Annotated in this window: 21 protein-coding genes and 1 tRNA gene; 17 read left to right on the plus strand and 5 right to left on the minus strand. The window is 65.5% G+C overall.

Going from position 1 to position 23,149, the window contains the following annotated elements; translation table 11 throughout:
- The first annotated feature begins 62 nt into the window (after positions 1-62).
- The 4 genes from B4393_RS00670 to B4393_RS00685 all read left to right on the plus strand — a co-directional run bounded on the left by B4393_RS00670 (position 63) and on the right by B4393_RS00685 (position 1,529).
- Positions 63-302: a hypothetical protein gene (locus B4393_RS00670; protein ID WP_078332540.1), complete on the plus strand. Its 240-nt coding sequence runs from the start codon at positions 63-65 to the stop codon at positions 300-302.
- 123 nt (positions 303-425) lie between these two features.
- Entirely contained in the window at positions 426-689 is a 264-nt protein-coding gene (locus tag B4393_RS00675; protein WP_078332541.1) for a hypothetical protein, read from the plus strand.
- Between the two features lie 139 nt (positions 690-828).
- Positions 829-1,167, plus strand: a complete 339-nt coding sequence (locus tag B4393_RS00680; RefSeq protein ID WP_078332542.1) for a hypothetical protein — start codon at positions 829-831, stop codon at positions 1,165-1,167.
- Between the two features lie 62 nt (positions 1,168-1,229).
- Complete coding sequence (locus B4393_RS00685) at positions 1,230-1,529, plus strand: hypothetical protein (protein WP_070936297.1); 300 nt, start codon at positions 1,230-1,232, stop codon at positions 1,527-1,529.
- Here the strand turns inward: B4393_RS00685 and lysA are convergent.
- Positions 1,526-2,872, minus strand: coding sequence for a diaminopimelate decarboxylase (gene lysA / locus B4393_RS00690; protein ID WP_078332949.1), 1,347 nt, complete (start codon positions 2,870-2,872; stop codon positions 1,526-1,528). The two genes, B4393_RS00685 and lysA, sit on opposite strands and share 4 nt — an antisense overlap.
- Positions 2,873-2,979: 107 nt before the next feature.
- Here lysA and mfd point away from each other — a divergent pair, with 107 nt between their 5' ends.
- The 11 genes from mfd to B4393_RS00745 all read left to right on the plus strand — a co-directional run bounded on the left by mfd (position 2,980) and on the right by B4393_RS00745 (position 17,351).
- Positions 2,980-6,633 (plus strand): transcription-repair coupling factor, encoded by a 3,654-nt coding sequence (gene mfd, locus B4393_RS00695; protein WP_078332543.1) that lies wholly within the window; start codon positions 2,980-2,982, stop codon positions 6,631-6,633.
- Positions 6,630-7,706 carry a nucleoside triphosphate pyrophosphohydrolase gene (locus B4393_RS00700; protein WP_078332544.1) on the plus strand — a complete coding sequence of 359 codons (1,077 nt, stop codon included), beginning with the start codon at positions 6,630-6,632 and terminating at the stop codon, positions 7,704-7,706. The genes mfd and B4393_RS00700 overlap by 4 nt, the downstream gene beginning before the upstream one ends.
- Before the next feature lie 114 nt (positions 7,707-7,820).
- The gene (gene efeU, locus B4393_RS00705; protein WP_078332951.1) at positions 7,821-9,872 is read left to right on the plus strand and encodes an iron uptake transporter permease EfeU; all 2,052 of its coding nucleotides are present in this window, start codon (positions 7,821-7,823) and stop codon (positions 9,870-9,872) included.
- A 17-nt stretch (positions 9,873-9,889) separates the two neighbouring features.
- Entirely contained in the window at positions 9,890-11,116 is a 1,227-nt protein-coding gene (gene efeB / locus B4393_RS00710; RefSeq protein ID WP_078332954.1) for an iron uptake transporter deferrochelatase/peroxidase subunit, read from the plus strand.
- 154 nt (positions 11,117-11,270) lie between these two features.
- Positions 11,271-11,990, plus strand: a complete 720-nt coding sequence (locus B4393_RS00715; protein ID WP_078279099.1) for a lytic transglycosylase domain-containing protein — start codon at positions 11,271-11,273, stop codon at positions 11,988-11,990.
- A 47-nt stretch (positions 11,991-12,037) separates the two neighbouring features.
- Complete coding sequence (eno, locus tag B4393_RS00720; RefSeq protein ID WP_078279097.1) at positions 12,038-13,330, plus strand: phosphopyruvate hydratase; 1,293 nt, start codon at positions 12,038-12,040, stop codon at positions 13,328-13,330.
- A gap of 14 nt (positions 13,331-13,344) precedes the next feature.
- Positions 13,345-13,962, plus strand: coding sequence for an FtsB family cell division protein (locus B4393_RS00725; protein WP_109558360.1), 618 nt, complete (start codon positions 13,345-13,347; stop codon positions 13,960-13,962).
- Positions 13,959-14,441 (plus strand): DUF501 domain-containing protein, encoded by a 483-nt coding sequence (locus B4393_RS00730; protein ID WP_078279095.1) that lies wholly within the window; start codon positions 13,959-13,961, stop codon positions 14,439-14,441. The genes B4393_RS00725 and B4393_RS00730 overlap by 4 nt, the downstream gene beginning before the upstream one ends.
- Positions 14,438-15,385, plus strand: coding sequence for a Ppx/GppA phosphatase family protein (locus B4393_RS00735; RefSeq protein WP_078332956.1), 948 nt, complete (start codon positions 14,438-14,440; stop codon positions 15,383-15,385). The genes B4393_RS00730 and B4393_RS00735 overlap by 4 nt, the downstream gene beginning before the upstream one ends.
- Positions 15,386-15,603: 218 nt before the next feature.
- Positions 15,604-16,494 carry an alpha/beta fold hydrolase gene (locus tag B4393_RS00740; protein WP_078332546.1) on the plus strand — a complete coding sequence of 297 codons (891 nt, stop codon included), beginning with the start codon at positions 15,604-15,606 and terminating at the stop codon, positions 16,492-16,494.
- Positions 16,491-17,351, plus strand: coding sequence for a sulfite exporter TauE/SafE family protein (locus B4393_RS00745; RefSeq protein WP_078332547.1), 861 nt, complete (start codon positions 16,491-16,493; stop codon positions 17,349-17,351). The genes B4393_RS00740 and B4393_RS00745 overlap by 4 nt, the downstream gene beginning before the upstream one ends.
- On the opposite strand, the gene B4393_RS00750 is transcribed toward B4393_RS00745, so the two are convergent.
- The 4 genes from B4393_RS00750 to B4393_RS00765 form a co-directional block, all read right to left on the minus strand.
- Positions 17,278-18,474: an MAB_1171c family putative transporter gene (locus B4393_RS00750; RefSeq protein ID WP_078332548.1), complete on the minus strand. Its 1,197-nt coding sequence runs from the start codon at positions 18,472-18,474 to the stop codon at positions 17,278-17,280. The two genes, B4393_RS00745 and B4393_RS00750, sit on opposite strands and share 74 nt — an antisense overlap.
- Entirely contained in the window at positions 18,471-18,989 is a 519-nt protein-coding gene (locus B4393_RS00755) for an ImmA/IrrE family metallo-endopeptidase (RefSeq protein ID WP_078279087.1), read from the minus strand. The genes B4393_RS00750 and B4393_RS00755 overlap by 4 nt, the downstream gene beginning before the upstream one ends.
- A 2-nt stretch (positions 18,990-18,991) precedes the next feature.
- Complete coding sequence (locus B4393_RS00760; protein WP_078279085.1) at positions 18,992-19,471, minus strand: transcriptional regulator; 480 nt, start codon at positions 19,469-19,471, stop codon at positions 18,992-18,994.
- A gap of 85 nt (positions 19,472-19,556) precedes the next feature.
- Positions 19,557-21,398 (minus strand): fatty acyl-AMP ligase, encoded by a 1,842-nt coding sequence (locus tag B4393_RS00765; RefSeq protein WP_078332549.1) that lies wholly within the window; start codon positions 21,396-21,398, stop codon positions 19,557-19,559.
- A 311-nt stretch (positions 21,399-21,709) separates the two neighbouring features.
- Here B4393_RS00765 and B4393_RS00770 point away from each other — a divergent pair.
- A tRNA-Leu gene (locus tag B4393_RS00770) sits at positions 21,710-21,783 on the plus strand.
- 134 nt (positions 21,784-21,917) lie between these two features.
- Positions 21,918-23,132 (plus strand): FAD-dependent oxidoreductase, encoded by a 1,215-nt coding sequence (locus B4393_RS00775; RefSeq protein ID WP_236743085.1) that lies wholly within the window; start codon positions 21,918-21,920, stop codon positions 23,130-23,132.
- Positions 23,133-23,149 lie beyond the last annotated feature (17 nt).

The raw sequence follows: 23,149 nt of genomic DNA on the forward strand, positions 1-23,149 counted from the left end.
AGTTCCTAATGAGTCTAATTTTGATTCGTTAGGGAATCTAAGCAGTTAAGGGGTGTTGTTCCATGCCTGGCGTTCGGCATGTCCTGGCGGTGGCGGCGACGGGTTTGTTTGTCGTGGTTCCTGTTGACATCGACACGACGTATGCCGCGGGCCCGGCCCGGGGAGGGCACGGGAACTGCATGCAACCGCGTACCGGTTCGGAGATTTGTGTGACCTCGGGCGACGCCGAGCTGCGGTCCTGGCCGGACCCGGCTGACTTGCCGAAACCGCCGGATGTGCCGGTGCGTCCCGATAATCTGTGAGCCGGTTGGGCAGACGGACGCACCGCGATCTGGCTGGCTGAAAAGCTGCGAATCAACCATGTGACGTGCGAAAAGCGCCTAAAATCAGACCCTTGGGGTTGATGGATAGGCGAGGTGTCTGTCATGAGGTCAACAGCGTTCCGATGCGTGGTTACCGCCGTGTCGGCGGTCGCTCTGGTCATCGTGGCGGTGGCACCGGTCGCGGGTGCGGAGCAGCCGTGCGCGGATCCGGCCATGTGTCAGGCACCGCTGCCGCCGACTCCGGTACATGAGGACGTCGAGCTGCACTCGAGTCCGGATCCGTATGTCATGCCGCAGGTTCCGCAAAGCAGCATGCCGCCGTGGCAGGCGATCAACGCTCCCGGCGAGGCGCGTAATCGCCCCTGACCGGTGACATCGCTGGCCTGGCAAGGGTTTTCCTCGGCGGGAATCAAACTGGTAGCAGACTCACAGCTGCCGTTCACTTTTCTGGGTCTGAACACGCCTATGTTCGGCGTGGAGACCGCCCAGCTGTCAGGAGCTCAGTATGCGACTGTTGTGGATTCGTGCCGGACTGGCAGTCCTCTCGTTGTCTCTCTTCGTGGGGATTCCGCTGACCGCGGGGACAGTGCGCGCGGACCCGTGCCCGGCCGGGGCGTCGCGTTGTGCGTTGCCGCCCAATCAGCCACGGCCCGTGGGCGACGATGAGAAATGCACCGGCGCCTCTGCCGATCTCAGGGTTCCCGAGACCTTCGAGCAATGCTCCGAGACGGGGGACGCGGAGCTGCGGTCGGCCCCCAACGTAAGGGACTTGCCGACGCCGCCCCAGTCGACCCAGGCCGTGATGGTGCCGGGCAATGGTTCCTCTCCGCAAGCACACGGCTGAACGCTGCTGTGAATTCGCTGCGAAGTAGTGCCTGGCTAATCAAATAGGCCTATCGTCTGCTCATGATGTTTGTGCTGGTGAGACGTGCGGCGCTGCTGGTTGCTGCTGCGGTCACCGTCGGTGTGCCGCTTGCTCTCGACATATCTCACGCCGACCCGCCCTGCGCCCCAGGAGCTTCACACTGTGCGTTGCCTACCGCGGTCGTTCCGCCGGCGGGTGCGCACGAGAAGTGCGGCGCACCCAAGCCGGGTGAGCAGGTGTGCACCGAGCCGGGCGATGCCGAGCTGCATTCCTCGCCCACGGCCAAGATCCCCTCGCCGCCGTTGACGGTTGCGCCGACCAAGAGCGGCGCCGCGCTTTAGCGCGCGCCGCGGTCCCGCGACAACAGATCGGCGATCGTTTCGCGGCGCACCAGTTCGCGTACGTGTCCGTCGCGGACCGCGAGCACGGGCGGACGTCCCACCATGTTGTAGGACGAGGCCATGCTGTGGTTGTACGCACCGGTGCACGCGACGGCCAATACATCGCCGGGACGAACATCGGACGGCAGGCTGACATCACGGGCGATCTCGTCGCCGGATTCGCAGTGCCTCCCGGCTACCGTCACCAGCTGCGGGGGCGCGGAGGGGTGCCGGTTTGCCAGCGCGACACTGTATTTCGCGTCGTACAGGGACACCCGGGGGTTATCGCTCATACCGCCGTCGACGGCCACGAAGGTGCGCCCGCCGGGCTGGGTCTTGACCGAAACCACCCGATACAGCGTCACGCCCGCGCGTGCGGAGATGGCGCGGCCGGGCTCGACGACGACGCGCGGGCGCGGGAAGCGCTCGGCCGCGCAGGCGGCATCGAGGGCGTCGTCAATGAAGTCGCGCAGCTCGGCGAGGTCGAGTTCGGGGTCGCCCGAACGGTAGGGAACGCCGTGGCCGCCACCGATGTTGAGTTCACCCAGGATCACGCCGTGTTCGGCACGGATATCGGCCATCGCCGCGATCATGCGGCGGATGGTCTCGCCGTACAGCGCGCAGTCGGTGACCTGTGAGCCGATGTGGCAGTGCAGGCCCACGAGGTCCAGCAGGGGTTGGTCCAGAACGCGACGGGCGGCCTCGATGGCGTGCCCATCGTGGAGCGGGAACCCAAACTTCTGGTCGGTGATGCCCGTGGTGACGGCGGCATGCCCGTGGATATCGATATCGGGGGTAACCCGTACCAGCACACGCTGGCGCTTCTTGAGCCGAGTCGCCAGAAACATGATCTCGGTGTAGGAGTCCACCACGATCCGGCCCACGCCGACGGCGGCGGCATCACTGAGCTCGTCGGGGGTCTTGGCGTTGCCGTGCATGATGATTCGTTCCGGGTCGAAACCTCCCGCGAGCGCGGTCGCCAACTCGCCGGAGGAGCAGACGTCCAGCGACAGCCCCTCCTGAGCCACCCAGCGCGCGACATCGGCCGTCAGAAGTGCCTTGCTCGCATAGGCGACCTCGATCTCGCGCAGGGTGCTGCGATAGCGGCGGGCGCGGTAGCGGAAGTCCTCCTCGTCAAGCACGTACGCGGGGGTGCGGAACTGGTCGGCGATTTCCGAGAGCGCCGTCTCTCCGACGCACATCCGACCCTGCTCATCCAGGTGTGTGGTGACCGGCCACACCGTCGGGTCGACGCGTGGCCGAGCCACATTGTGTAAGGACGGCAGGAGGTCCAGAAGTGTCATGTATTCACCGTGCGCCCGTGGCGAGCGCATGTGGAGTTTCTTGACGTGGCCTTGACGGCGATGGGCCCGATTTTGGCGAGATCTGGGCGCCGTAGAATGGGTCCACCATGACTGCGACTACCCCGCCTCTCGCCGGGGTGATCCGGACAGCCTTGCGGGACCCGGCATTCGATGTTCTCGCTCCGGCCATTGCCGCCAAGACCGGCCTCGATCTGACCGCTCCGACGTGTGCACGCGCATTTGTCGTGACGGGTATGGCCGATGCGAGCGATCCACCCGTCCTGGTTGTGACGGCCACCACCCGAGAGGCGCAAGACCTCGCCGCCGAGCTGCGCGACGTGTACGGCGACGCGGTGACGCTGTTGCCGTCCTGGGAGACGCTCCCGCACGAGCGGTTGTCACCCGGTGTCGACACCGTGGGTGCCCGGTTGCAGGTGCTGCACCGGCTGGCCCATCCGGAGGATTCCCGGATGGGGGTGCCGCTGCGAGTGGTGGTGACCACGGTGCGCTCGCTGCTGCAGCCGATGTCCCCCGAGCTGTTCGATCTGGAGCCGGTGGAGCTCACCGTCGGTGCCGAGTCGGAATTCGATGGGTTGATCGCCCGTCTGGTCGAGCTCGCATACACCCGAGTGGACATGGTGGCCGGCCGCGGGGAGTTCGCGGTGCGCGGCGGCATCCTGGATGTTTTCAGTCCCACCGCCGACCATCCGGTGCGTGTCGAGTTCTGGGGTGACGAGGTCAGCGAGATGCGCTACTTCTCCGTCGCCGACCAGCGATCGATCCCCGAGTTGGAGGTCACATCCGTACTCGCAATGCCCTGTCGCGAGCTGCTTCTCACCGAGCAGGTGCGCACCCGCGCCGCCGAACTCGCCGCTGTGGCGGGAGTTTCCGGTAGCACGCCAGAAGAGCACCGCCTCGGCGCCGGGGTAGGGGAGATGCTCGCCAAGCTGGCGGACGGCATCTGCGTCGACGGTATGGAATCGCTACTGCCGGTGCTGCATTCGGGCGAGCTGACCATGTTGGTCGACCATCTGCCCGACAACGCGCCCGTCCTGGTCTGTGATCCGGAGAAGGTGCGGAGGCGGTCGGCCGACCTGGAGCGCACCGGCCGGGAATTCCTGGAGGCATCCTGGTCTGTCGCCGCCATCGGTGCCGATGCACCGATCGATATTGCCGCACTGGCAGATTCGGGATTCCGTGAACTCGATGACGTCAAGCATGCGGCGGGCGAGGCCGGGTATCCGTGGTGGTCGCTGAGCCCGCTGGGCATGGACAACGATCAAGCTGTCGCGCTGGCGGTGCGACCGTCGCCGTCCTCGCGCGGTCACAAAGAGGGCGCGGCGGAGATCTTCGCGATGCTGCGTGCCCACGTGATGACCGGTGGGCGGGCGGCCGTTGTGGCCGCCGGGGCCGGCACCACACATCGGATTATCGAGCAGCTGGCCGAAACGGAAACCCCTGCAACGCTGTTAGAGCCGGGCGCAGAGCCTGCCGAGGGCGTCGTCGGGGTGCTGCGTGGTCATCTCACCGATGGCGTGATACTCCCGGGTGCCAATATCGTCATCGTCACCGAGACGGATCTCACCGGTAGCCGGGTTGCGGCCACCGACGGCAAGCGGCTACCGGCCAAGCGCCGCAATCAGGTTGACCCGCTGGCACTCTCCGCCGGTGACCTCGTTGTGCACGATCAGCACGGCATCGGGCGGTTCGTGGAGATGGTGGAACGCACCGTCGGTGGAGCCCGTCGGGAATACCTGGTGCTGGAGTACGCGTCGAGTAAGCGTGGCGCCGCGGCCGGCGGTCAGAGCGATCGCCTGTATGTGCCGATGGACTCCCTGGATCAACTGTCCCGGTACGTGGGTGGCGAGTCGCCTGGTCTCAGTCGCCTCGGCGGCAGTGACTGGACCAACACGAAGACCAAGGCACGTAAGGCTGTTCGCGAGATCGCCGGCGAACTTGTCGCGCTGTACGCGGCGCGCCAGGCGGCGCCCGGACACGCCTTCGCGCCGGACACCCCGTGGCAGCGCGAGATGGAAGACGCCTTCGGCTTCGTGGAGACCGTCGACCAGCTGACCGCCATCACCGAAGTGAAATCGGATATGGAGAAGCCGGTTCCGATGGACCGGGTGGTGTGCGGCGACGTCGGCTACGGCAAAACCGAAATCGCGGTGCGCGCGGCATTCAAGGCCGTCCAGGACGGTAAGCAGGTCGCGGTGCTGGTACCCACCACGCTGCTGGCGGATCAGCATCTGCAGACATTCACCAATCGCACCGCCGGTTTCCCGGTGAAGGTGGCGGGTCTGTCGCGTTTCACCGATCCGGTCACCTCGAAACTGGTTATCGAGGGAATGGCCGATGGCTCAGTCGATATCGTCATCGGCACGCACCGGCTGCTGCAGACCGCGGTGCGATGGAAAGACCTTGGGCTGGTGATCGTCGACGAAGAACAGCGGTTCGGTGTGGAGCACAAGGAGCACATCAAGGCGCTGCGTACCCATGTAGACGTTCTCACCATGAGCGCCACCCCGATTCCGCGCACCCTGGAGATGAGCCTGGCCGGCATCCGGGAGATGTCGACCATCCTGACCCCGCCCGAGGAGCGTTATCCGGTGCTCACCTATGTGGGCCCGCATGACGACAAGCAGGTGGCGGCGGCGCTGCGCCGCGAGCTGTTGCGCGACGGCCAGGCGTTCTACGTGCACAACCGGGTGAGCACCATCGACAAGGCCGCCGCGCGAATACGCGATCTCGTCCCCGAGGCCAGAGTTGTTGTTGCGCACGGCCAAATGCCTGAGGAATTGCTTGAGCGCACCGTCGAGGGGTTCTGGAACCGCGAATACGACATCCTGGTGTGCACCACCATCATCGAGACCGGTTTGGACATCTCCAACGCCAACACCCTGATCGTGGAGCGCGCCGACATCTTCGGTCTGTCGCAGCTGCACCAGCTGCGCGGTCGTGTCGGCCGCAGCCGCGAACGCGGATACGCCTACTTCCTGTACTCACCCGAGGTGCCGCTCACCGAGACCGCCTACGACAGGCTCTCGACGATCGCGCAGAACAACGATCTGGGCGCAGGCATGGCCGTGGCCATGAAGGACTTGGAAATCCGTGGCGCGGGCAACGTGCTTGGGGTGGAGCAATCCGGGCATGTCGCCGGGGTGGGTTTTGATCTTTACGTGCGGCTTGTCGGCGAGGCTGTCGAGGCGTATCGCGCTGCGGCGGATGGGAAGACTGTGCTGACCGCCGAGGAGCCGAAGGAGGTGCGCATCGACCTCCCGGTCGACGCGCATCTGCCCACCGACTACATCGGTAGCGATCGGCTGCGGCTCGAGGCGTACCGCCGGCTCGCGGCTGCCGGGGATGCCGCAGAGATCAATGCGGCCGTGGAAGAGCTCACCGACCGCTACGGGCCGCTGCCGCTTCCGGTGCAGCGACTGGTGGCCGTCGCTTCGTTGCGATTGCTGTGTCGCGAGATGGAGATCACCGACCTTTCGGTGGTCGGTACCAACATTCGGATACAGCCGTTGCCACTCCTGGACTCGGCGCAGTTGAGGCTGAAACGTTTACATCCGGCCGCGCAGTATCGTGCGACGACTTCGGTTGTGCAGGTTCCCATTCCGCGTTCCGGCGACGGCGGTGTGGGTTCGGACCGGATCCGCGACCTGGAACTTGTCCACATGATCGCCGATCTACTGATTGCGTTGTCGGGACGCCCCGCGGGCAGTGTTGATATAAACCCAATGGAGGTGAGCAAATGACTGGCGATGAGCCTCTTGGGCGAAGAGAACTCACCGTAGTATTCGTCGACCCGCGCCATCCGTCCATGGTTCCGGTGGAGGCAGTTGGTTTGCTCGCCGGCGATCTGCAATACACCGAGGAACTTCCGGTCCGGCTGGCGTGGACGCTGTCGACCGCGCGTCCGGTGTACATCGGCGAGGATGCACCCGCGCTGTTGTCCTCGGACCGCAATCACCCGGAGGTGCGGGCGCGCATCCAGGCGGGCGCCAGGATCATCGCTCCGCCCGAGCGGCAGGGCGAGAAGCTCATCGACGCGGTGGCCGTGATGGACCGGCTGCGGACAAACGGTCCGTGGGAGAGCACGCAGACCCACGACTCGTTGCGGCGCTATCTGCTCGAGGAGACCTACGAGCTGTTCGACGCCGTACGCACCGGCGATGCCGACGAGCTTCGCGGCGAGCTGGGCGATGTGTTGCTACAGGTGCTCTTCCATGCCCGCATCGCCGAGGACGCGCCCGAGCATCCGTTCAATATCGACGATGTCGCCGAGACGCTGCTGAACAAGCTGGGCAACCGCATTCCGGCAATACTCGGCGCCGGTGGTGATTCCGCTTCGATCTCGCTGGAAGAGCAACTGGCGCAATGGGAAGAGCGTAAGGCGCAGGAGAAAGACCGCGACTCCTGCCTGGACGGCGTGTCCAGCAGCCAGCCCGCGCTCGCGCTCACGCAAAAGGTGCTCGGTCGGGTGACGGCCGCGGGTCTGCCCACGGAGTTGATCCCGGTACAGCTGCTGTCGGTGCGCATCGATCTCGACGGCGACGCCGAAAACCAGCTGCGTGCTGACGCTTTGGAATTCATGGACACCGTGCGGCGCGCCGAGAAGGACATTTTGGTGGGCCGCCGTGGCGATGATGTGGCCGCCGAGCTGGACGTCAGCGACTTGCGTGAGGTGACCGCCGAGGAATGGCGTGCGCACTGGCGGCAGGCGCCGGTTGAACCCGTTGAGGCCAAGGATGTGGAGCTCACTGCCGAAGAGCAGCGGCCCGATGTGCACGACGAGCCGGAGGATTCCGGTCAGTCGAAGAGCGCCTAGCTCCGGTGTTGCTTAGCTAGATTCACGCCGGGTGGGACTTTGTGCCCGACGCGATGGGACCATCGGCCGTATGGGTATTTGCGCTGCGTGTTAGGAGTGCCATACCTTATCTGCGTGGTCTTATCAGACGCGATTCCCAATCTGCTCATCGGCCTGCGTGAGGGGCTTGAAGCGGGCCTCGTGGTGAGCATATTGCTCGCCGCCGTCCATCGGTCCTCGCTGGCGGCGGAGGGTCGTCGCGCCACCGCCCCGATATGGCTGGGCGTGCTCGGCGCGCTCACCGTGTCGGCGAGCTTCGCGGCGGTCCTCAACTCCACCACAAGTTCGTTGGGCGCCATCGGCCAGGACGTGGTGGGCGGGTTGCTCAGCATCCTGGCGGTCGGGCTGGTCACCGCAATGATCTTCTGGATGTCGCGCACCGCGGCCAACCTATCGGGCGAACTGTCCGGGAAGGTTGAGCACGCCCTGGTGCTTGGGGCGGGAGCGCTCACGCTGACCGCTTTCCTCGCGGTTGCTCGTGAGGGCCTTGAGACCACCCTGTTCTTCTGGACCGCGGCCAAGGCCGCCGGAGAGACCACCGGCCCGGTGATCGGCGGCGCCATCGGTCTGGCGATCGCCGTGGCGCTGTGCTGGCTGCTATACCGGCGCGCCGTTCGACTGAATCTCAAGGTGTTCTTCACCCGCACTGCCATCGTCCTGATCGTGATCGCCGCCGGCATCCTGGCCTACGGTGTGGGCGATCTGCAGACCGCGGGATGGCTGCCCGGCCACTCCTGGTATGCGTTTGACCTGAGCCAGCGGATATCCGCGGACTCGTGGTGGGTAACCATCGTCACCGGCATCACGCAGCTCACGCCCAGAATGACGGTGCTGCAGGTGCTTGCCTGGGTGGGCTATCTGGTGTTCGTCATTCCGGCGTTCATGCGGGTCTCACGGCTGGCGCCCTCGCCCGCCGAGCCCGACGCCGACGAGGAGCCGTCCACCTTCGCGCGATTGATCGGCCAACGTCCCGTCGCTGTCGCTGCGGCCATCGTGGTGGTGCCGGCGCTGCTGGCCGCGGTCGTCATCGCGATCCTGCCGGCCGCCAACCATGATGCCGGTGCCCGGGTCACGGTGAGCGCGAGTGGGTGCGCGGATGACTGGAAGTCGGCACACACGGGTCTGCAAACGTTCACCGTCATGAACAAATCCGGCAAGACGGGGGAGATCAACCTCGTCGATGCCAACAACGGGGTGGTCGCCGAGATCGAGACGTTAGGTCCGTCCACGAGTGCCACTATGACGGCCGCGCTATCGAACGGAACCTACAAGTTCGTATGTCTCATGGCTGGTGAGCCCGCCAAATACTCTGCGGCCCAACAAGTCAGCGGAGAGTCGGTTCCCGGTGCCCCGCAACCGGTCGTGCGCGTGACAGAAGAAGATCTCAAGCCGCCCATGGAGGCGTACCAGCGTTACGCCGACGATCTGCTGGGTGTCTTGGGCGGGCAGGTTCGGACCGTGCGAAACGATCTCGGATCGGGCAACATCGATGCTGCCAAGAAGGACTGGGTACCAGCGATCCTGACCTGGAATCGGATCGGCGCCGCCTACGGTAGCTTCAAGGATTACGGAGACGCCATCGCCGGACTGCCCCACGGACTGCCGGATGGTGTCAATGACCCTGACTTCAAGGGCTTGCGTCGCCTGGAATACGGGCTGTGGCACGGCCAGTCGGCGGCTGCGCTGACACCGGTCGCAGACGATTTGGTGGCCACCATCGACAAGCTGCGGGCCAACCTGTCGGACGTGATGACCGATCCGGCGGACCAGACCAAGCGGCCCCACGAAATCCTTGAGGACACCCTGCGATTCCAGCTCATGGGCTTCACTAACCAGGGAGCGGGAACCGAGTACGAGGAGGCCGCTGCGGCAGTCGATGCCACCCGGGCGGTGCTCGGTCAGTTCGCGCCGTTGGTTACCGCTCGTGCGCCGAAACTGCTGGAAGAGAGCAAGTCTCGACTTGATGCACTGGGTAGCGCCCTCAAGGGCACACAGCAGGATGGTCGTTGGCGACCGCTTGCGCAGGTACCGCTGAGCGAGCGTCAGTCGGTCAATGCGGCGCTCGGCAATGTGCTCGAGAAGCTTGCTTCGGTACCGCTGCTCATCGAACTTCCGCCGAGCCGTTGACCAAGGAGTCGCGCAATATGGATGTCAATCGCAGGAACTTCCTTCGTGGTGCCGCTGTGGGTGCCGCGGGTACCGCGATCACGGGAGCAGCGCTCATCAAGGGCGCCGAGATCGATGCGAACGCGGGAACCGTTGCCGCCCCGCCGAGCCGGTACCCGTTCCACGGGGCGCATCAATCGGGAATTCTCGTCCCGCCCCCGGCCGAGAAGCAGAACTTCGCCTGCCACGTGGCCTTCGATGTGACCTCAAAGAACAGGGATGCGGTGATCGCGGCGTTCAAGACGCTCACCGAGCGCGCGCGGTTCCTGTGCAACGGCGGCACCCCGCCCGAGCTCGGCATCGGTGAACCTCCCGCTGACAGCGCGGTGCTGGGTCCCGTCGTGGAGTCAGATGGATTGACGGTGACGGTTGCCCTGGGCTCGAGTCTGTTCGACGGACGGTTCGGTCTCGCGGATCGTAAGCCCGTCAAACTGAAGCCGATGACAGTGTTTCCCAACGACTTTCCCGAGGCGGCATGGTCGCACGGAGATCTGTTGGTTCAGCTGTGTGCGCACAACCCCGACACCGTGCATCATGCGCTGCGAGATATCACGCGCGCGGTTCGCGGTGATCTGCAGATGCGTTGGCGCATGGAGGGATACAACTCGCCGCCGCGCCCGTCGGGAACCGGTCGAAATCTCTTGGGGTTCAAGGACGGTACCGCCAACCCCGTTTCCAGCGACGCCGAGAGTCTGGTGTGGGCCGGCGAAGGTGAACCGGCCTGGACCGCGGGTGGCACCTACATGGTGGTGCGTTTGATCCGCATGATGGTCGAGTTCTGGGACCGCGTCTCCATCAACGAGCAGGAGCGCATGTTTGGTCGCCGTCGCGACAGCGGTGCGCCACTGGACGGCAACAACGAGTTCGATACACCCAACTATGCGACCGATGCGGACGGCAAGACGATTCCGCTCGACGCACACATCAGGCTGGCCAATCCGCGCACCAACGAGACGGATAGGCAGCGGCTGGTGCGCAGGTCCTACAACTACGACCTGGGTGTGGACGCGAACGGCAACATGCAGTCGGGCCACGTCTTCGTCTGTTACCAGCAGGATCTGGAGCGTCAATTTGAGACGGTGCAGAACCGTCTCAACGACGAGCCGCTCGTTGACTACGTGCAGCCCTTCGGTGGTGGATACTTCTTTGCGTTGCCGGGTGTAGCCGACCAGGGCGATTGGTACGGAAAAGCCCTGCTGAGCTAGTCCGATCAGCCGCTTCAATCGCCCGCGGCAGCCTTGGCTGCATCACCGTGTGGCCAGCTCATGCGACGATGGAGGGCAATCCATCGCACCGTCTAGGAGTTCTGTCGTGTCGTCCCTCGCTGTGCGCTCCTTCTCGGCGCGCTTAGGACGGATCATGCTCGTCGTCTCCATATCGGTGTTTCTGCTGGCAGGAGGATGTTCCTGGCAGTTGGGTGGCCGTAATCCGCTCCCTCAGGGCGTGCCGCCGCCTGCCGGCGATCCGGTGCCCGATATCGCGACGCCGCCCGCGCACATCCAGGGCCGGCCCGCCGATCAGCTGCGCGAGTGGTCGACGCCCCGCGCCGAGAAGACGGGAATTCCCGTCATCGCGCTGGAGGCCTACGCCTACGCGGCCAAGGTTGCCGAGCGGGAGAACCCGCGCTGCAAGATCGCGTGGACCACGCTGGCCGGAATCGGCACCGTCGAGAGCCACAACGGCACCTATCACGGCGCCGTGCTTCAGCCCAATGGTGATGCCCTGCCGCCCATTCGTGGGGTGCGTCTGGACGGGTCCAACGGAAACCTGCGGCTCCCGGACACCGACAAGGGTGCGCTGGACGGTGACGCAAACCAGGACCGTGCGATGGGGCCCATGCAGTTCATTCCGGAAACCTGGCGCATCTACGGGGTACGCGCGGCGGGCGAGGGCGAGCCCAGCCCTGACAACATCGACGATGCGGCGCTCTCGGCGGCCGGGTACCTGTGTTCGCGTGGCGGTGACCTGAGCACCACCGACGGCTGGATCAAGGCACTATGGGCCTACAACATGTCGGACGTGTACGCCGAGCAGGTACGGGACTGGGCCACGGCCTACGCCAAGGGTGCGACCCTTTAGCACTAGTCTGTTAGTCGACCACCGGAGCACCCCCCAAAGGAGAGACAGTGCCGATTCTTGAGCAGGTAGGCGCCCGCGAGATCCTCGATTCGCGCGGCAACCCGACCGTCGAGGTCGAGGTCGCCTTGACCGATGGCACGTTCGCACGGGCGGCCGTCCCCTCCGGTGCCTCCACCGGTGAGCACGAGGCCGTCGAGCTGCGTGACGGCGGTGCCCGCTATGGCGGCAAGGGTGTCACCAAGGCCGTGAACGCCGTGCTGGACGAGATCGCCCCCGCCATCATCGGCGAGAGCGCCGATGATCAGCGCCTCATCGATCAGGCCCTGCTGGATCTGGATGGCACCCCGGACAAGTCGCGACTGGGCGCCAACGCCATCCTGGGCGTCTCGCTGGCCGTGGCCAAGGCCGCCGCCGACTCGGCCGGGCTGGCGCTGTTCCGCTACCTGGGTGGCCCGAACGCGCACATTCTGCCGGTGCCGATGATGAACATCCTCAACGGTGGCGCGCACGCCGACACCGGAGTGGATGTGCAGGAGTTCATGGTGGCGCCCATCGGCGCACCGAGCTTCAAGGAGTCGCTGCGCTGGGGGACCGAGGTCTACCACTCGCTCAAGTCCGTGCTCAAGAAGCAGGGCTTGTCGACCGGTCTGGGTGATGAGGGTGGCTTCGCTCCCGATGTCGCAGGAACCCGGGCCGCGCTGGATCTGATCAGCACCGCCATCGAGGCGACGGGCCTCAAGCTGGGCTCGGACGTGGCGCTGGCCCTGGACGTTGCCGCCACCGAGTTCTACAGCGCCGCAGATGGTTACAGCTTTGAGAAGGAGAAGCGCACCGCCGAGCAGATGGGTGCGTTCTACGCAGAGCTGCTTGACGCCTACCCGCTGGTGTCCATCGAGGACCCGCTGTCGGAGGACGACTGGGACGGATGGGTCGCGCTCACCACGGCAATCGGCGACCGCGTACAGCTGGTCGGCGACGATCTCTTTGTCACCAACCCCGAGCGCCTCGAGGAAGGCATCGAGCGTGGTGCTGCGAATGCCTTGCTGGTCAAGGTGAATCAGATCGGCACGCTCACCGAGACATTGGACGCGGTGACGCTTGCGCACAGCAGCGGCTACAAGACGATGATGAGCCACCGCAGTGGCGAGACCGAGGACACCACCATCGCCGACCTGGCGGTCGCGGTGGGCAGCGGCCAGATCAAGACCGGCGCCCCGGCGCGAAGCGAGCGGGTGGCCAAGTACAACCAGCTGCTGCGTATCGAGGAAACACTTGGTGACGCCGCACGCTTCGCGGGAGATCTTGCCTTCCCGCGTTTCTCGATCGAGCCGTCCAACTAGCCGACAGCTGAGCTGTGGCTGAATCCAAGCGCCGCCCCGCGTCCGGTAGGTCGCGGGGGCCGGCCCCTGCTGCGCGTAAACGGACGCCGGTCAAGCGTCCGGCGCAGAAGGTTGTCCGGGGCCCCGCGGCACCGGCCAAGGCCACGAAGACGACGGGGGCGGTGGCCGCGTCGATCGAACGCAGCGCCGAGCATCAGTCCGAGCAGCGTCTCGGGTCCACCGCGCGGCGGGCCGCCATTCTGGCGGCGGTGGTGTGTGCGTTGACCTTGACGGTGGCAGGCCCGGTGCGCACCTACTTCTCTCAGCAGGCCGAGAGGAATCAGCTTGCGGCCGCGGAAGCCCAACTGCGAGAACAGATTGCCTCGCTCGAGGACAAGAAGCGCCGGCTGGCGGATCCGGCCTATATCGCGGCCCAGGCACGTGAGCGGCTGGGGTTCGTGATGCCCGGTGAGGTGCCGTTCCAGGTGCAGCTGCCGAATACACCCGTTGACGCCAAGCCGCAGGGGCAGGGGCCGGTGGACAACGGCAATCCCTGGTACACCAATCTGTGGCACAACATCGCAGATTCCCCGGCGGCAATACCGACCGCACCGCCCACCGTTCCGCCTGCACCCACGGCGCCGCGCCCGTGATCTCTGACGACGATATCGCCGCGGTCGGAGCGCAATTGGGCCGCGCACCGCGAGGGATGCTGGAGGTCTCCTACCGTTGCCCCAACGGTGAGCCCGCGGTGGTGAAGACCGCCCCGCGCCTACCCGACGGCACACCTTTTCCGACGCTCTACTACCTGACGCATCCGGCTCTGACGGCTGCGGCCAGCCGGCTGGAATCGGGTGGTCTGATGCGCGATATGACGGAACGCCTTGCCGCCGATGAGGAATTGGCGGCCGCGTACCGGCGCGCGCACGAGAGCTACCTCGCCGAGCGTGATGCGATCGAACCGCTCGGAACCACCGTTACCGCGGGTGGGATGCCCGACAGGGTCAAGTGCCTGCATGTGTTGATCGGGCACTCGCTCGCCGTGGGCCCGGGGGTAAATCCCTTGGGGGATGAGGCAATTCGGGAGCTGGCTGGCACCATGCCCGGCGTACTTCCCGAGGTATGGGAGTGACGCGTGTTGCCGCCGTGGATTGCGGCACCAATTCGATTCGTCTGCTGATCTCGGATATCGATGGCGCCGGAAGGCTGAGCGATGTGCACCGCGAGATGCGGATCGTGCGCCTGGGGCAGGGCGTCGACGCGACGGGGGAGTTCGCGCCGGAGGCCATCGAACGGACCCGGGTGGCGCTGGGTGCGTACGCCGAGCTGATGGAATCGTTGGGGGTGCAGCGTGTCCGCATGGTCGCAACATCCGCTGCGCGTGACGTTTCCAACCGTGAGGCATTCTTCGCGATGACGGCCGAGCTGCTCGGAGCGGTCGTGCCGGGAGCCGTTGCGGAGGTCATCACGGGCACCGAGGAGGCGGGCCTGTCGTTCGCCGGTGCGGTCGGCGAGCTGGATTCGGCGGCAGAGCCTTTCGTGGTGGTCGACCTTGGCGGCGGGTCCACCGAGACAGTGATCGGCGATAGCGACGGCGTCACGGCCAGCTTCTCCGCCGATATCGGCTGCGTGCGTCTCACCGAGCGATGCCTGCACTCGGACCCTCCGACCGCTGACGAGATCGCGGCGGCACGCGATGCGGTGCGGGCACAGTTGGCGCGTACGTTCGACGTCGTGCCGGTGCGCGACGCACGCACCTGGGTAGGGGTCGCGGGCACCTTCACCACGCTGGCGGCACTGGCGCACCGGCTGGATGTGTATGACCCGGCCGCGATCCACCTTTCGCGAGTGCCCCTGGGGCGCCTGGCCGAGGTAACGTCCTCGTTGATCGCAATGCCGCGATCGGAGCGGGCTGCCCTTGGGCCGATGCATGAGGGACGTGTCGACGTCATCGGTGGCGGATCCATCGTTGTCGAGGAGTTGGCGCGCGAGTTGTCTGAGCGCGCCGGAATTACCGAGCTGGTGGTCAGTGAGCACGACATCCTCGACGGCATCGCGATGTCCTTACGCAGGTAACGGAGCTTTAACACAAGCCTGTGTGACCTGCATAACAGTTGACAATGTACCGCCTCCTCCAGTTGACAAGTCGATCGAATCAACTGACAGTTGATATATCAACACGGATCGATAACGGACAGTTGATGTCCGATAAACGGCCAGTTGAGCATGCGCAGCGTCGCGCACGAGCCCGGATCAGCAGATGTTTGATTAGGTGCGGAAGGTTTGGATTCCTCATGTCCGGATTGATGTCGAACGCCGAAGTGCGCGAAATTGGGGTCTCAGAAGCAGGTTTCGTACGACGGTCCGATCCGGATGGTGCCGCGATCGCGTATCGCACCTACGGGAAGCGCAGGCCTGGGGCTGAGCACGTGTTGCTCGCTCACGGAAGTCTGCAGAACTCGGCCGTGTGGTCCAAACACGGCTACATCGCCCAGCTGTCCCAGCAGTACCCAGTGACCACCATCGATGTGCGCGGGCACGGCGCGAGTGAGAAGCCGAATCATCCTGACGGGTATTCCATAGCCTCGTCGGTGCGCGACGTGTGCGCCATTCTGGATCACCTGGGCATCCGTCGGACGCACTACATCGGATACTCACTAGGCGGACGGATCGGTCTCACCCTCGCGGCCACCGCTCCGGAACGGCTCACATCTCTGGTGGTGGCCGGGTCCTCGCACCGACCGCAGCGCGGCGCGGTGGACGTGCTGATTTTCCCCAATGCCGTTCGGGTGGTTGAGGAACTCGGTCTCGCGGCGTTCGTGGACGGTTGGGAAGCCCATCGCGGCCAGCAGATGGGGTCGGGATTTCGGACGACCATCGAGGCGCTCGGTCAGTGCGGGCTGGCGGCGCTACTGCGCCAGTGGGATGCCGAACCGGGGGTGGCGGAAGATGCCTTGCTTCAAATCGAGACCCCCACATTGTTTTTCGCCGGGTCAGAGGATCCGATGCGGCTGGCCGAGTCACGGGAGGCCGCCGTCCGGATGCCGCGTGCCTACTTCGCCATGTTGGAAGGGTGCAACCACGGCCAGACGGTGACGATGCGTGAGCGCATTCTGGACCGCGCTGAGGCGTTCTTCCGGTTGTCCGAGTTCTCCGATATCGAGAAGCTCCGGGTGGCCGGATGACCGAACCTCCGGGGCTGCCGACGCTGGCACGCATCGGCGTGCTCGGTGGCGTGTCGGGCGGGCTGCTGGGTGGCGGCACCGGCGTCATCACCGTTCCTTCGCTGGCGCGGGCAACCACCTTGAGCCGGGCCGTCATTCACGGAACATCGACGCTGCCCAACGTCTCAGCGGCGATTGCGGGCAGCACTGTTTACGCGCTGCACGGTGCCAAGGTCGATGTGGTGGCCGGCGCCGGGCTCATGGCCGGTGGCGTGATCGGCGCGGTGGTGGGGGCCAAGCTGGTGGCGCGAATCCCGGAGTGGATTCTGAAGGCGCTGTTCGTGTTTGTGCTGCTTGCCACCGCGGCCAAGCTGCTGTTGAGTGCCGCGGGGATAGACCCGTCGGCGGGTGATGCGCTGCTGCCCGATGGCGTGCTCTCACATGTTCCATCGGTGGTCGCCATCGGGGCCGTCGTCGGATTCGTGGTCGGCGCATGGTCGGCCGCGCTGGGCCTGGGCGGCGGGCTGCTGACAGTGCCCGCGATGCTGGTGCTGTTCGGCTCCGAGCTGCACGTAGCGGAGGGCACCTCGCTGATGGTGATGCTGCCCAATGCGCTTGTCGCGGCCACCACGCACCTGCGGCAGGGCACGGCCGATGCTTCGATCGGTTTTCGATTGGCGGCATTCGCCTTGCCGGGCACCGTAATCGGTGCGCTGTTGGCGCTGGCGCTCAACGCGCGCTGGCTCGCGCTGGTGTTCGGCTCCTACCTGGTGTTCATCGCCGTCCGCGAGATCGTCCGGGCCGTCAGGAACGTCCCAAAGCGTAGGACGAAGAAGCCAGACCCGGGCCCGGTGCCTCAGGTGTGTGTTGGCGGTTGATCTGCGCAAGCTCGCGTGAGACGTCCAGGAGCCACCGCAGTTCCTCCTTGCGGTTGGCACCCGGAACCTCGCCGATGATCTTGGTGCCCGAGTATTTATCGTTGCGTGGCGTGGCGCGCTGTTGCTCGATGGCCGCACGGATCTGGTGGGCGGCAGAGGTGACGGAGATGCCCGCATCAGGCTTCGTGAGGTACGGGCGGATGGCGCTGAGGCCGTCGCGAATCTCGACGATTCTGCGGTAGAGGCGGTAGTTGTGGTCGCCGATCGCGGCGCTGGGCGGTGCCAGCGCGATCTGGGTGTTGCCCTCATAGAGTGCGGTCCACAACGGTTCGAGCTGGTGATGCCACCGGTAGGTCTGGAAGCGTTGGCGTGCCGAGGAGACCAATTGTGAGAGCGACGGTCCTGCAAGGCCTATCACGATGAGCATCTGCCCGATCGTGGCGGCCAGTGGCGCCAGACGCTGCCAGGAGAAGCTGTCGTTGGTGATCATGCCGTAGATCGCTGAGTGCGCCCGCATGATGCAGAACGCCAGGCACATGGCGGCCCCGGCCGCAGTGAGGAGCATGCTGCGCCGCAGCCATGCCACGTCGTGAAAACGGGCGTACTGCAGGCATTTGATGATGATCAGGAGGGCACCCAGGCCATAGGTGATCAGATAGATCAGCATGTATGCGACCCAGGCGGGCTTGTTGCCGTGCGATGAGTAGAAATCCTGGGGGAGTTCAGAAGTGGGCGCGACAAACCAGCAGAGAATCAGTGCGCCGCCGATGACGACGGCCATCCCGATCCACAGCCGGACGCGCTGGACGGCCCGCGGACCGGATTCACCCCAGAAGGTGATGACGGTGAGGACACATGCGGTCCACGCCATGCCGCCGGACAGGTTCAAGACGAGCCGGCCCATGTTGTGCACGCCAACCAGGTTGTCGAACTTCTCGTACACAGGTGGGGTCGCCAAGGTCACGGCAATCCCCTTGAAGAGGAAGGACAACAACAGCGCCACCGAAGCGGGCGGTCGCACGCCCGAGCGCAGCATGGCGGCGGCGACCACCACCACGGCGCCAAAACTGAAGACGGCCGCGACCGAATACGCCACGGCGGAGTCTTCGAAAACTGACGTCACGGCGCCGCCGGCGAGCCTTCCAAGGTCAGCGATGCCAGGATGCGTCGCAGATTGGCGTTCGTGACGGCGATGGGACGGTGGCTGTCAGGGCTGACCCGCTGCCCCATCATGGAGGCCAGCATCTCGGCTTCGACCTCCTGGTCGTCCAGATACGTTTCACGACAAAGGACTTCAGCCAGCTCGCGCTTGCTGGAACCGGTGTGCCCACACATCACGTGGCTGAGCTCGTGCAGGATGATGTGCTCGCGATGCATGGTGGTGGTGTCGCTGTCGTACACCACGTAGTCGGTGGCGTCGGTGCGAACCAGCAGGCCGTGCACCCCGCTGCCGGAGAGGGCGTAGGGGACCAGTTGGATATCGCGCTCGCTGAGCTCGCTGGCGCGGGCGCGGATGTCTTCGACGGTGGTCAGTGATTCAAGCCCAAGGTCGGCGAGCTTGCGGGCGCACTGCTTGTGGATGGCCTGAAGTTCGCGAGTGGACCGTAGATCGGTTGTGACACAACGCATCTTCGGCATGATTACTGCCCGTTGCTGACCGAGTTGTCCACCGTAGGCAGGCCCTGGAGTGCGCGCACGTGATCAAGCACCGCGGCGACGGTCTCCAGGCTCTGCTTGTTCAGGCCGATCGCGCGCAACGCGATCAGCTCCACCTCGTCGCGCGTGGTCTCATCCAGGGCGCCGAGGCGCTCGTCGAGCGAGTAGGTGCGCTCAGGATCGGTGAGGACCGACAGCGGAACCCGGAAGAAGTCGGCCAGCGCGCCGAGTAGGTCGATGGCCGGGCGGGCGCGCTTTCCGGTGCGCAGCGCCGAGAGATACGCGCCACCGACCTTGATGCTGGGGTCGGCTTTTTTGATGCCGTTGGCCACCTCGTCATTGGTCCACATACGGCCGTCGGGGCGCCGATGCGACTGGAACAACGCATTGATGCGGTCAGCGAGGTTCGCATCGGCAGATTTGGCGTCCTGGACGGACGCCGACGGCGGGCTCGTGGTGGCCATTGAGTAAGTCAAACACCGATGTCGTCAGCCCTCAACGCGAGGGGGCGGACTCTCAGTGTGATTCAACGCACAGTTGAGCCGTCTGTCAGCTGTACACGCCGGCGAGATACTCCGTCTGGCAGGCGCGGCGTGCGAGCTTCCCGCTGGTGGTGCGGGGTATCGCGCCTGCGGCAACAAGCCGGACGTCGGCCACGGGCAGCGCGTGCGTGCGCGAGATGGCGGCCCGGATGGCTTCGACCACCGGAGCCGGATCCACCCGTCCCGAGCCGGGCGCCCGTTCGGCCACGATCACCAGCCGTTCGCTGGTGTCGGCAATGGCCGCTTCGGCGAGCTGATTGGCCGCGACGGAGAACGCCGCCACATATCCGGACCTGACGGCGGGCGAGGACGCCGAGGCGGTCGCCTCGATGTCCTGGGGGTAATGGTTGCGCCCGTCGATGATGATGAGGTCTTTGATGCGGCCGGTGACGTACAGGTTGTCGTTCAGATACACCCCCAGATCCCCCGTGCGCAGCCAATGACTGTGCTCGGTGGTTCCGGTTGCGTGGCTGCCCTGTTCGAGCCGTGAGTGCAGTCTGTTGTGGAAGGTGGTTTCCGTCTCTCGGGTGCGGCCCCAGTAGCCGCGGCCGATGTTGTCTCCGTGGAGCCAGATCTCGCCGATTTCTCCTTCGGGCAGTTCGGCTCCGGTCCGTGGGTCGACGATCACCAGCCATTGGCTGGAGATCACCTGACCGCAGGAGACATGCGGTACCGCGCTCGGGGCGTCAGCGGACACAGGGACGGCCCGGTCGTCGGCGAGCTGAGTGCGGTCCAGGTGGATCAGGCTGGGGCGTTCGTCGGGCGCGATGGTGGCGACGGACAGCGTTGCCTCGGCCATGCCGTAGGACGGCTTGATGGCGGAGGGCGGGAATCCGTAGGGGCCAAAGGCCTCGTTGAACTTCTCGATCGCCGAGATGGTGACCGGCTCGGATCCGTTGAGCAGGCCCGCGACATTGCTCAGGTCCCAGTTTTCACCGGCGGGTGGGCGGCCGCGCTGCGCGGCGAGTTCGAATGCGAAGTTCGGGGCAGCGGCAAACACCCGGCCGTAGGTGGATTCGGTGGCGAGCTGTTTGATCCAGCGGCGGGGGCGCCGCACAAAGGCCAACGGCGACATCAGCGTGATGTGACCGCCGCACAGTGGGGGAAACAGGATCATGATCAGACCCATGTCGTGATACAGCGGCAGCCAGCTCACGCTGCGAATGTTCTGATCGAGGCCGCCGGCCAGGATCATCTGAAGCACGTTGGTACACGCTGCGCGGTGAGTGATCTCCACACCGGCCGGGGTACGTGTGGAGCCCGAGGTGTACTGCAGGTACGCGAGGTCGTCGGTGTCGAGCTCGGCGGGGACGAACGTCGCGCCCACCGAGTCGGGTACTGCGTCAATGGCGATGACCCGCGGCCGACGCCCGCGGGGGAGCTTGCGCAGGAACGCGTTCACCGATTCGGCGGCGGTATCGGTGGTGAGGATGACCGACGGCGTGGCGTCCGAGAGCACCGCGTCGAGACGTTCGGCATGACCGGGCAGTTCGGGGGCGAAGAGTGGTACCGCGATGTTTCCGGCCTGGATGGCGGCGAAGAACCCGATGACGTACTCGAGGCCCTGCGGCGCCAGGATTGCGACACGATCACCCGGCTGCGTGACCTGCTGCAGCCGTGCGCCGATAGCCCGCATCCGCGTACTGAGCGTGTTCCAGCTCAGTTCGATGGCCACACCGTCGTCGTCACGGGTGAAGTCGAGGTAGCGGTAGGCGGCGGTGGTGCCGAACTCGGCGATGTTGTGTTCGAAGTTTGAGAGCAGGGTGGTGCCGGGAGGAAGGTCGATCGCGCCACCGGTGTCGAGGTAATCCTCAATTCCGTTCTGGCGAATGGCCACTCCGTCTGACATATCCAACTCCCGACTCACGATGGAAAACACTACCTGCGCTAACTAACTTATCTCTTTGTTCGCAGGTGACCCGTCGTGCGAGGAGCGGGCGGCAACTGTCAATGTCGGCGATCGCGCGATCTGGTGACGAATCACACCAGAGCTCAATCGAATTCTGGTGGTGTACAAGGGATATCACTATCTGCCGGAAACGTTCAATGTGACGCCGGGGTGTGTCGGGCCGGGGTGTGACTTTTGTCGTATGTGAAAGCTGGTGGGGCGGAAGTTGGCGCCAGGGGAAGCGCCAGGTAGAACTAGGGCTGGTCTGCCAGGCCCCCATAGCCCAATTGGCAGAGGCAGCGGACTTAAAATCCGCCAAGTGTCGGTTCGAGTCCGACTGGGGGCACCGAGTATGAAGCGTTAAGGCACGGGATTGACGCTCGTTTCGTCCAGCCGCCGCTCTAGGCGCAAACCCTGTACAGCGGGCCCACCACAGTCATACATTGAGCCGTGGAGCCAAAACGGCTCACGAGCCGACCCATGAGGCTGATGCCAGCAGCGAAGGCGCCGTCGTTGCGGGTCATGGTCGTCGGCGCCGGTGTCGGCGGAATCTCCATCGCGCGGGGGTTATTGCGCGACGGCCATGACGTGACCGTTTACGAGCAGCGTCCGGATGTGCACGCTGGTGGCGGTGCGGTGACCATCTGGTCGAATGGCGCCACGGTGCTGCGGCAGCTGGGCGTGGATATGGACCGGGCCGGCCAGCAGCTGTCCACCGTGCGGGTCATGACGTCGACGGGGCACCCGCTGGCGACGTTGGACGTGGCCACGATCGCCGACCGGCTGGGCGAGCCGGTTCGGATGGTTCCGCGTCATGTCCTGCTCGATCGGCTGCTGAAAGACTTTCCTGCGGAACGTATTCGGCGCAATGCCCGCGCCATCGGAGCGGTGGCCAACGGCGAGGGGGCGCGGGTCGAGTTCGCGGATGGCAGTGTGGCCGAGGGAGACCTGGTGATCGGAGCCGACGGTAGGCATTCGATGGTCCGCGATGTCGTCGGCGCGGGGCACGGAGAACCGACCGGCTGGTGCAGCTGGCAGGGACTGGCCGCCTTCCCGAACGGCGCCGACGAGCGCGTCGCCTTCGTCGTCATCGGTGAGCGCGCAAGCCTCGGCCTGTGGCCGGCCGGAGGCTCCGAGGTGCAGTGGTGGTTCGACCTGCCCTGGTCGCCCGGCTTTGTCAGGCCGGCACGCCCGATCGACATGATCAGGTCCACGTTCACCGGATGGTCCGAGCCTGTCGACCGAGTGCTTGCGACACTCACCGACGACGATCTGGCCCATTCGCCCTATCCCCATTTCCGGCATCCCATTCCCCGGCCAGGCCACGGCGTGCTGACCCTGCTCGGCGATGCGGCCCACACCATGCCGCCCACCCTCGCGCAAGGGGCCAACCAGGCACTGCTCGACACGATGGTGCTGTGCAAGGCGGTTTCGGAATTCCAGCGCGGCGCCAACACCGACCTGCCTGATGCGCTGCGCTGGTATGAGAAAACCCGTCGACGCCGTGCTGCGGCCGTGTCCCGGGTTGCCTCGCTTCAGGTTTCGCACGGTGAGGCCGTGCTGAGGACGGCAGCGATGGTCTCGGACCGTTTCATGACATGGGCACTGGCGACGTTCTTGCAGTCGGTGAGTCACCGCCGGATGGCCGCTGACATCAACCGGGCCCTCTCCGCCGATACAGCCTGCCGGCGGTGAGCGCGATGCCGGCCGAC

The sequence above is a fragment of the Mycobacteroides franklinii genome, from assembly GCF_002013895.1.
Classification (GTDB): Bacteria; Actinomycetota; Actinomycetes; order Mycobacteriales; family Mycobacteriaceae; genus Mycobacterium; species Mycobacterium franklinii.

Excerpts from the sequence above, each read along its gene's own strand:
- B4393_RS00670 (WP_078332540.1), top strand. The coding sequence starts at position 63 with ATGCCTGGCGTTCGGCATGTCCTGGCGGTGGCGGCGACGGGTTTGTTT.
- B4393_RS00675 (WP_078332541.1), top strand. The coding sequence starts at position 426 with ATGAGGTCAACAGCGTTCCGATGCGTGGTTACCGCCGTGTCGGCGGTC.
- B4393_RS00680 (WP_078332542.1), top strand. The coding sequence starts at position 829 with ATGCGACTGTTGTGGATTCGTGCCGGACTGGCAGTCCTCTCGTTGTCT.
- B4393_RS00685 (WP_070936297.1), top strand. The coding sequence starts at position 1,230 with ATGATGTTTGTGCTGGTGAGACGTGCGGCGCTGCTGGTTGCTGCTGCG.
- lysA (WP_078332949.1), bottom strand. The coding sequence starts at position 2,872 with ATGACACTTCTGGACCTCCTGCCGTCCTTACACAATGTGGCTCGGCCA.
- mfd (WP_078332543.1), top strand. The coding sequence starts at position 2,980 with ATGACTGCGACTACCCCGCCTCTCGCCGGGGTGATCCGGACAGCCTTG.
- B4393_RS00700 (WP_078332544.1), top strand. The coding sequence starts at position 6,630 with ATGACTGGCGATGAGCCTCTTGGGCGAAGAGAACTCACCGTAGTATTC.
- efeB (WP_078332954.1), top strand. The coding sequence starts at position 9,890 with ATGGATGTCAATCGCAGGAACTTCCTTCGTGGTGCCGCTGTGGGTGCC.
- B4393_RS00715 (WP_078279099.1), top strand. The coding sequence starts at position 11,271 with ATGCTCGTCGTCTCCATATCGGTGTTTCTGCTGGCAGGAGGATGTTCC.
- B4393_RS00740 (WP_078332546.1), top strand. The coding sequence starts at position 15,604 with ATGTCCGGATTGATGTCGAACGCCGAAGTGCGCGAAATTGGGGTCTCA.
- B4393_RS00745 (WP_078332547.1), top strand. The coding sequence starts at position 16,491 with ATGACCGAACCTCCGGGGCTGCCGACGCTGGCACGCATCGGCGTGCTC.
- B4393_RS00755 (WP_078279087.1), bottom strand. The coding sequence starts at position 18,989 with ATGCCGAAGATGCGTTGTGTCACAACCGATCTACGGTCCACTCGCGAA.
- B4393_RS00760 (WP_078279085.1), bottom strand. The coding sequence starts at position 19,471 with ATGGCCACCACGAGCCCGCCGTCGGCGTCCGTCCAGGACGCCAAATCT.
- B4393_RS00765 (WP_078332549.1), bottom strand. The coding sequence starts at position 21,398 with ATGTCAGACGGAGTGGCCATTCGCCAGAACGGAATTGAGGATTACCTC.
- B4393_RS00775 (WP_236743085.1), top strand. The coding sequence starts at position 21,918 with ATGAGGCTGATGCCAGCAGCGAAGGCGCCGTCGTTGCGGGTCATGGTC.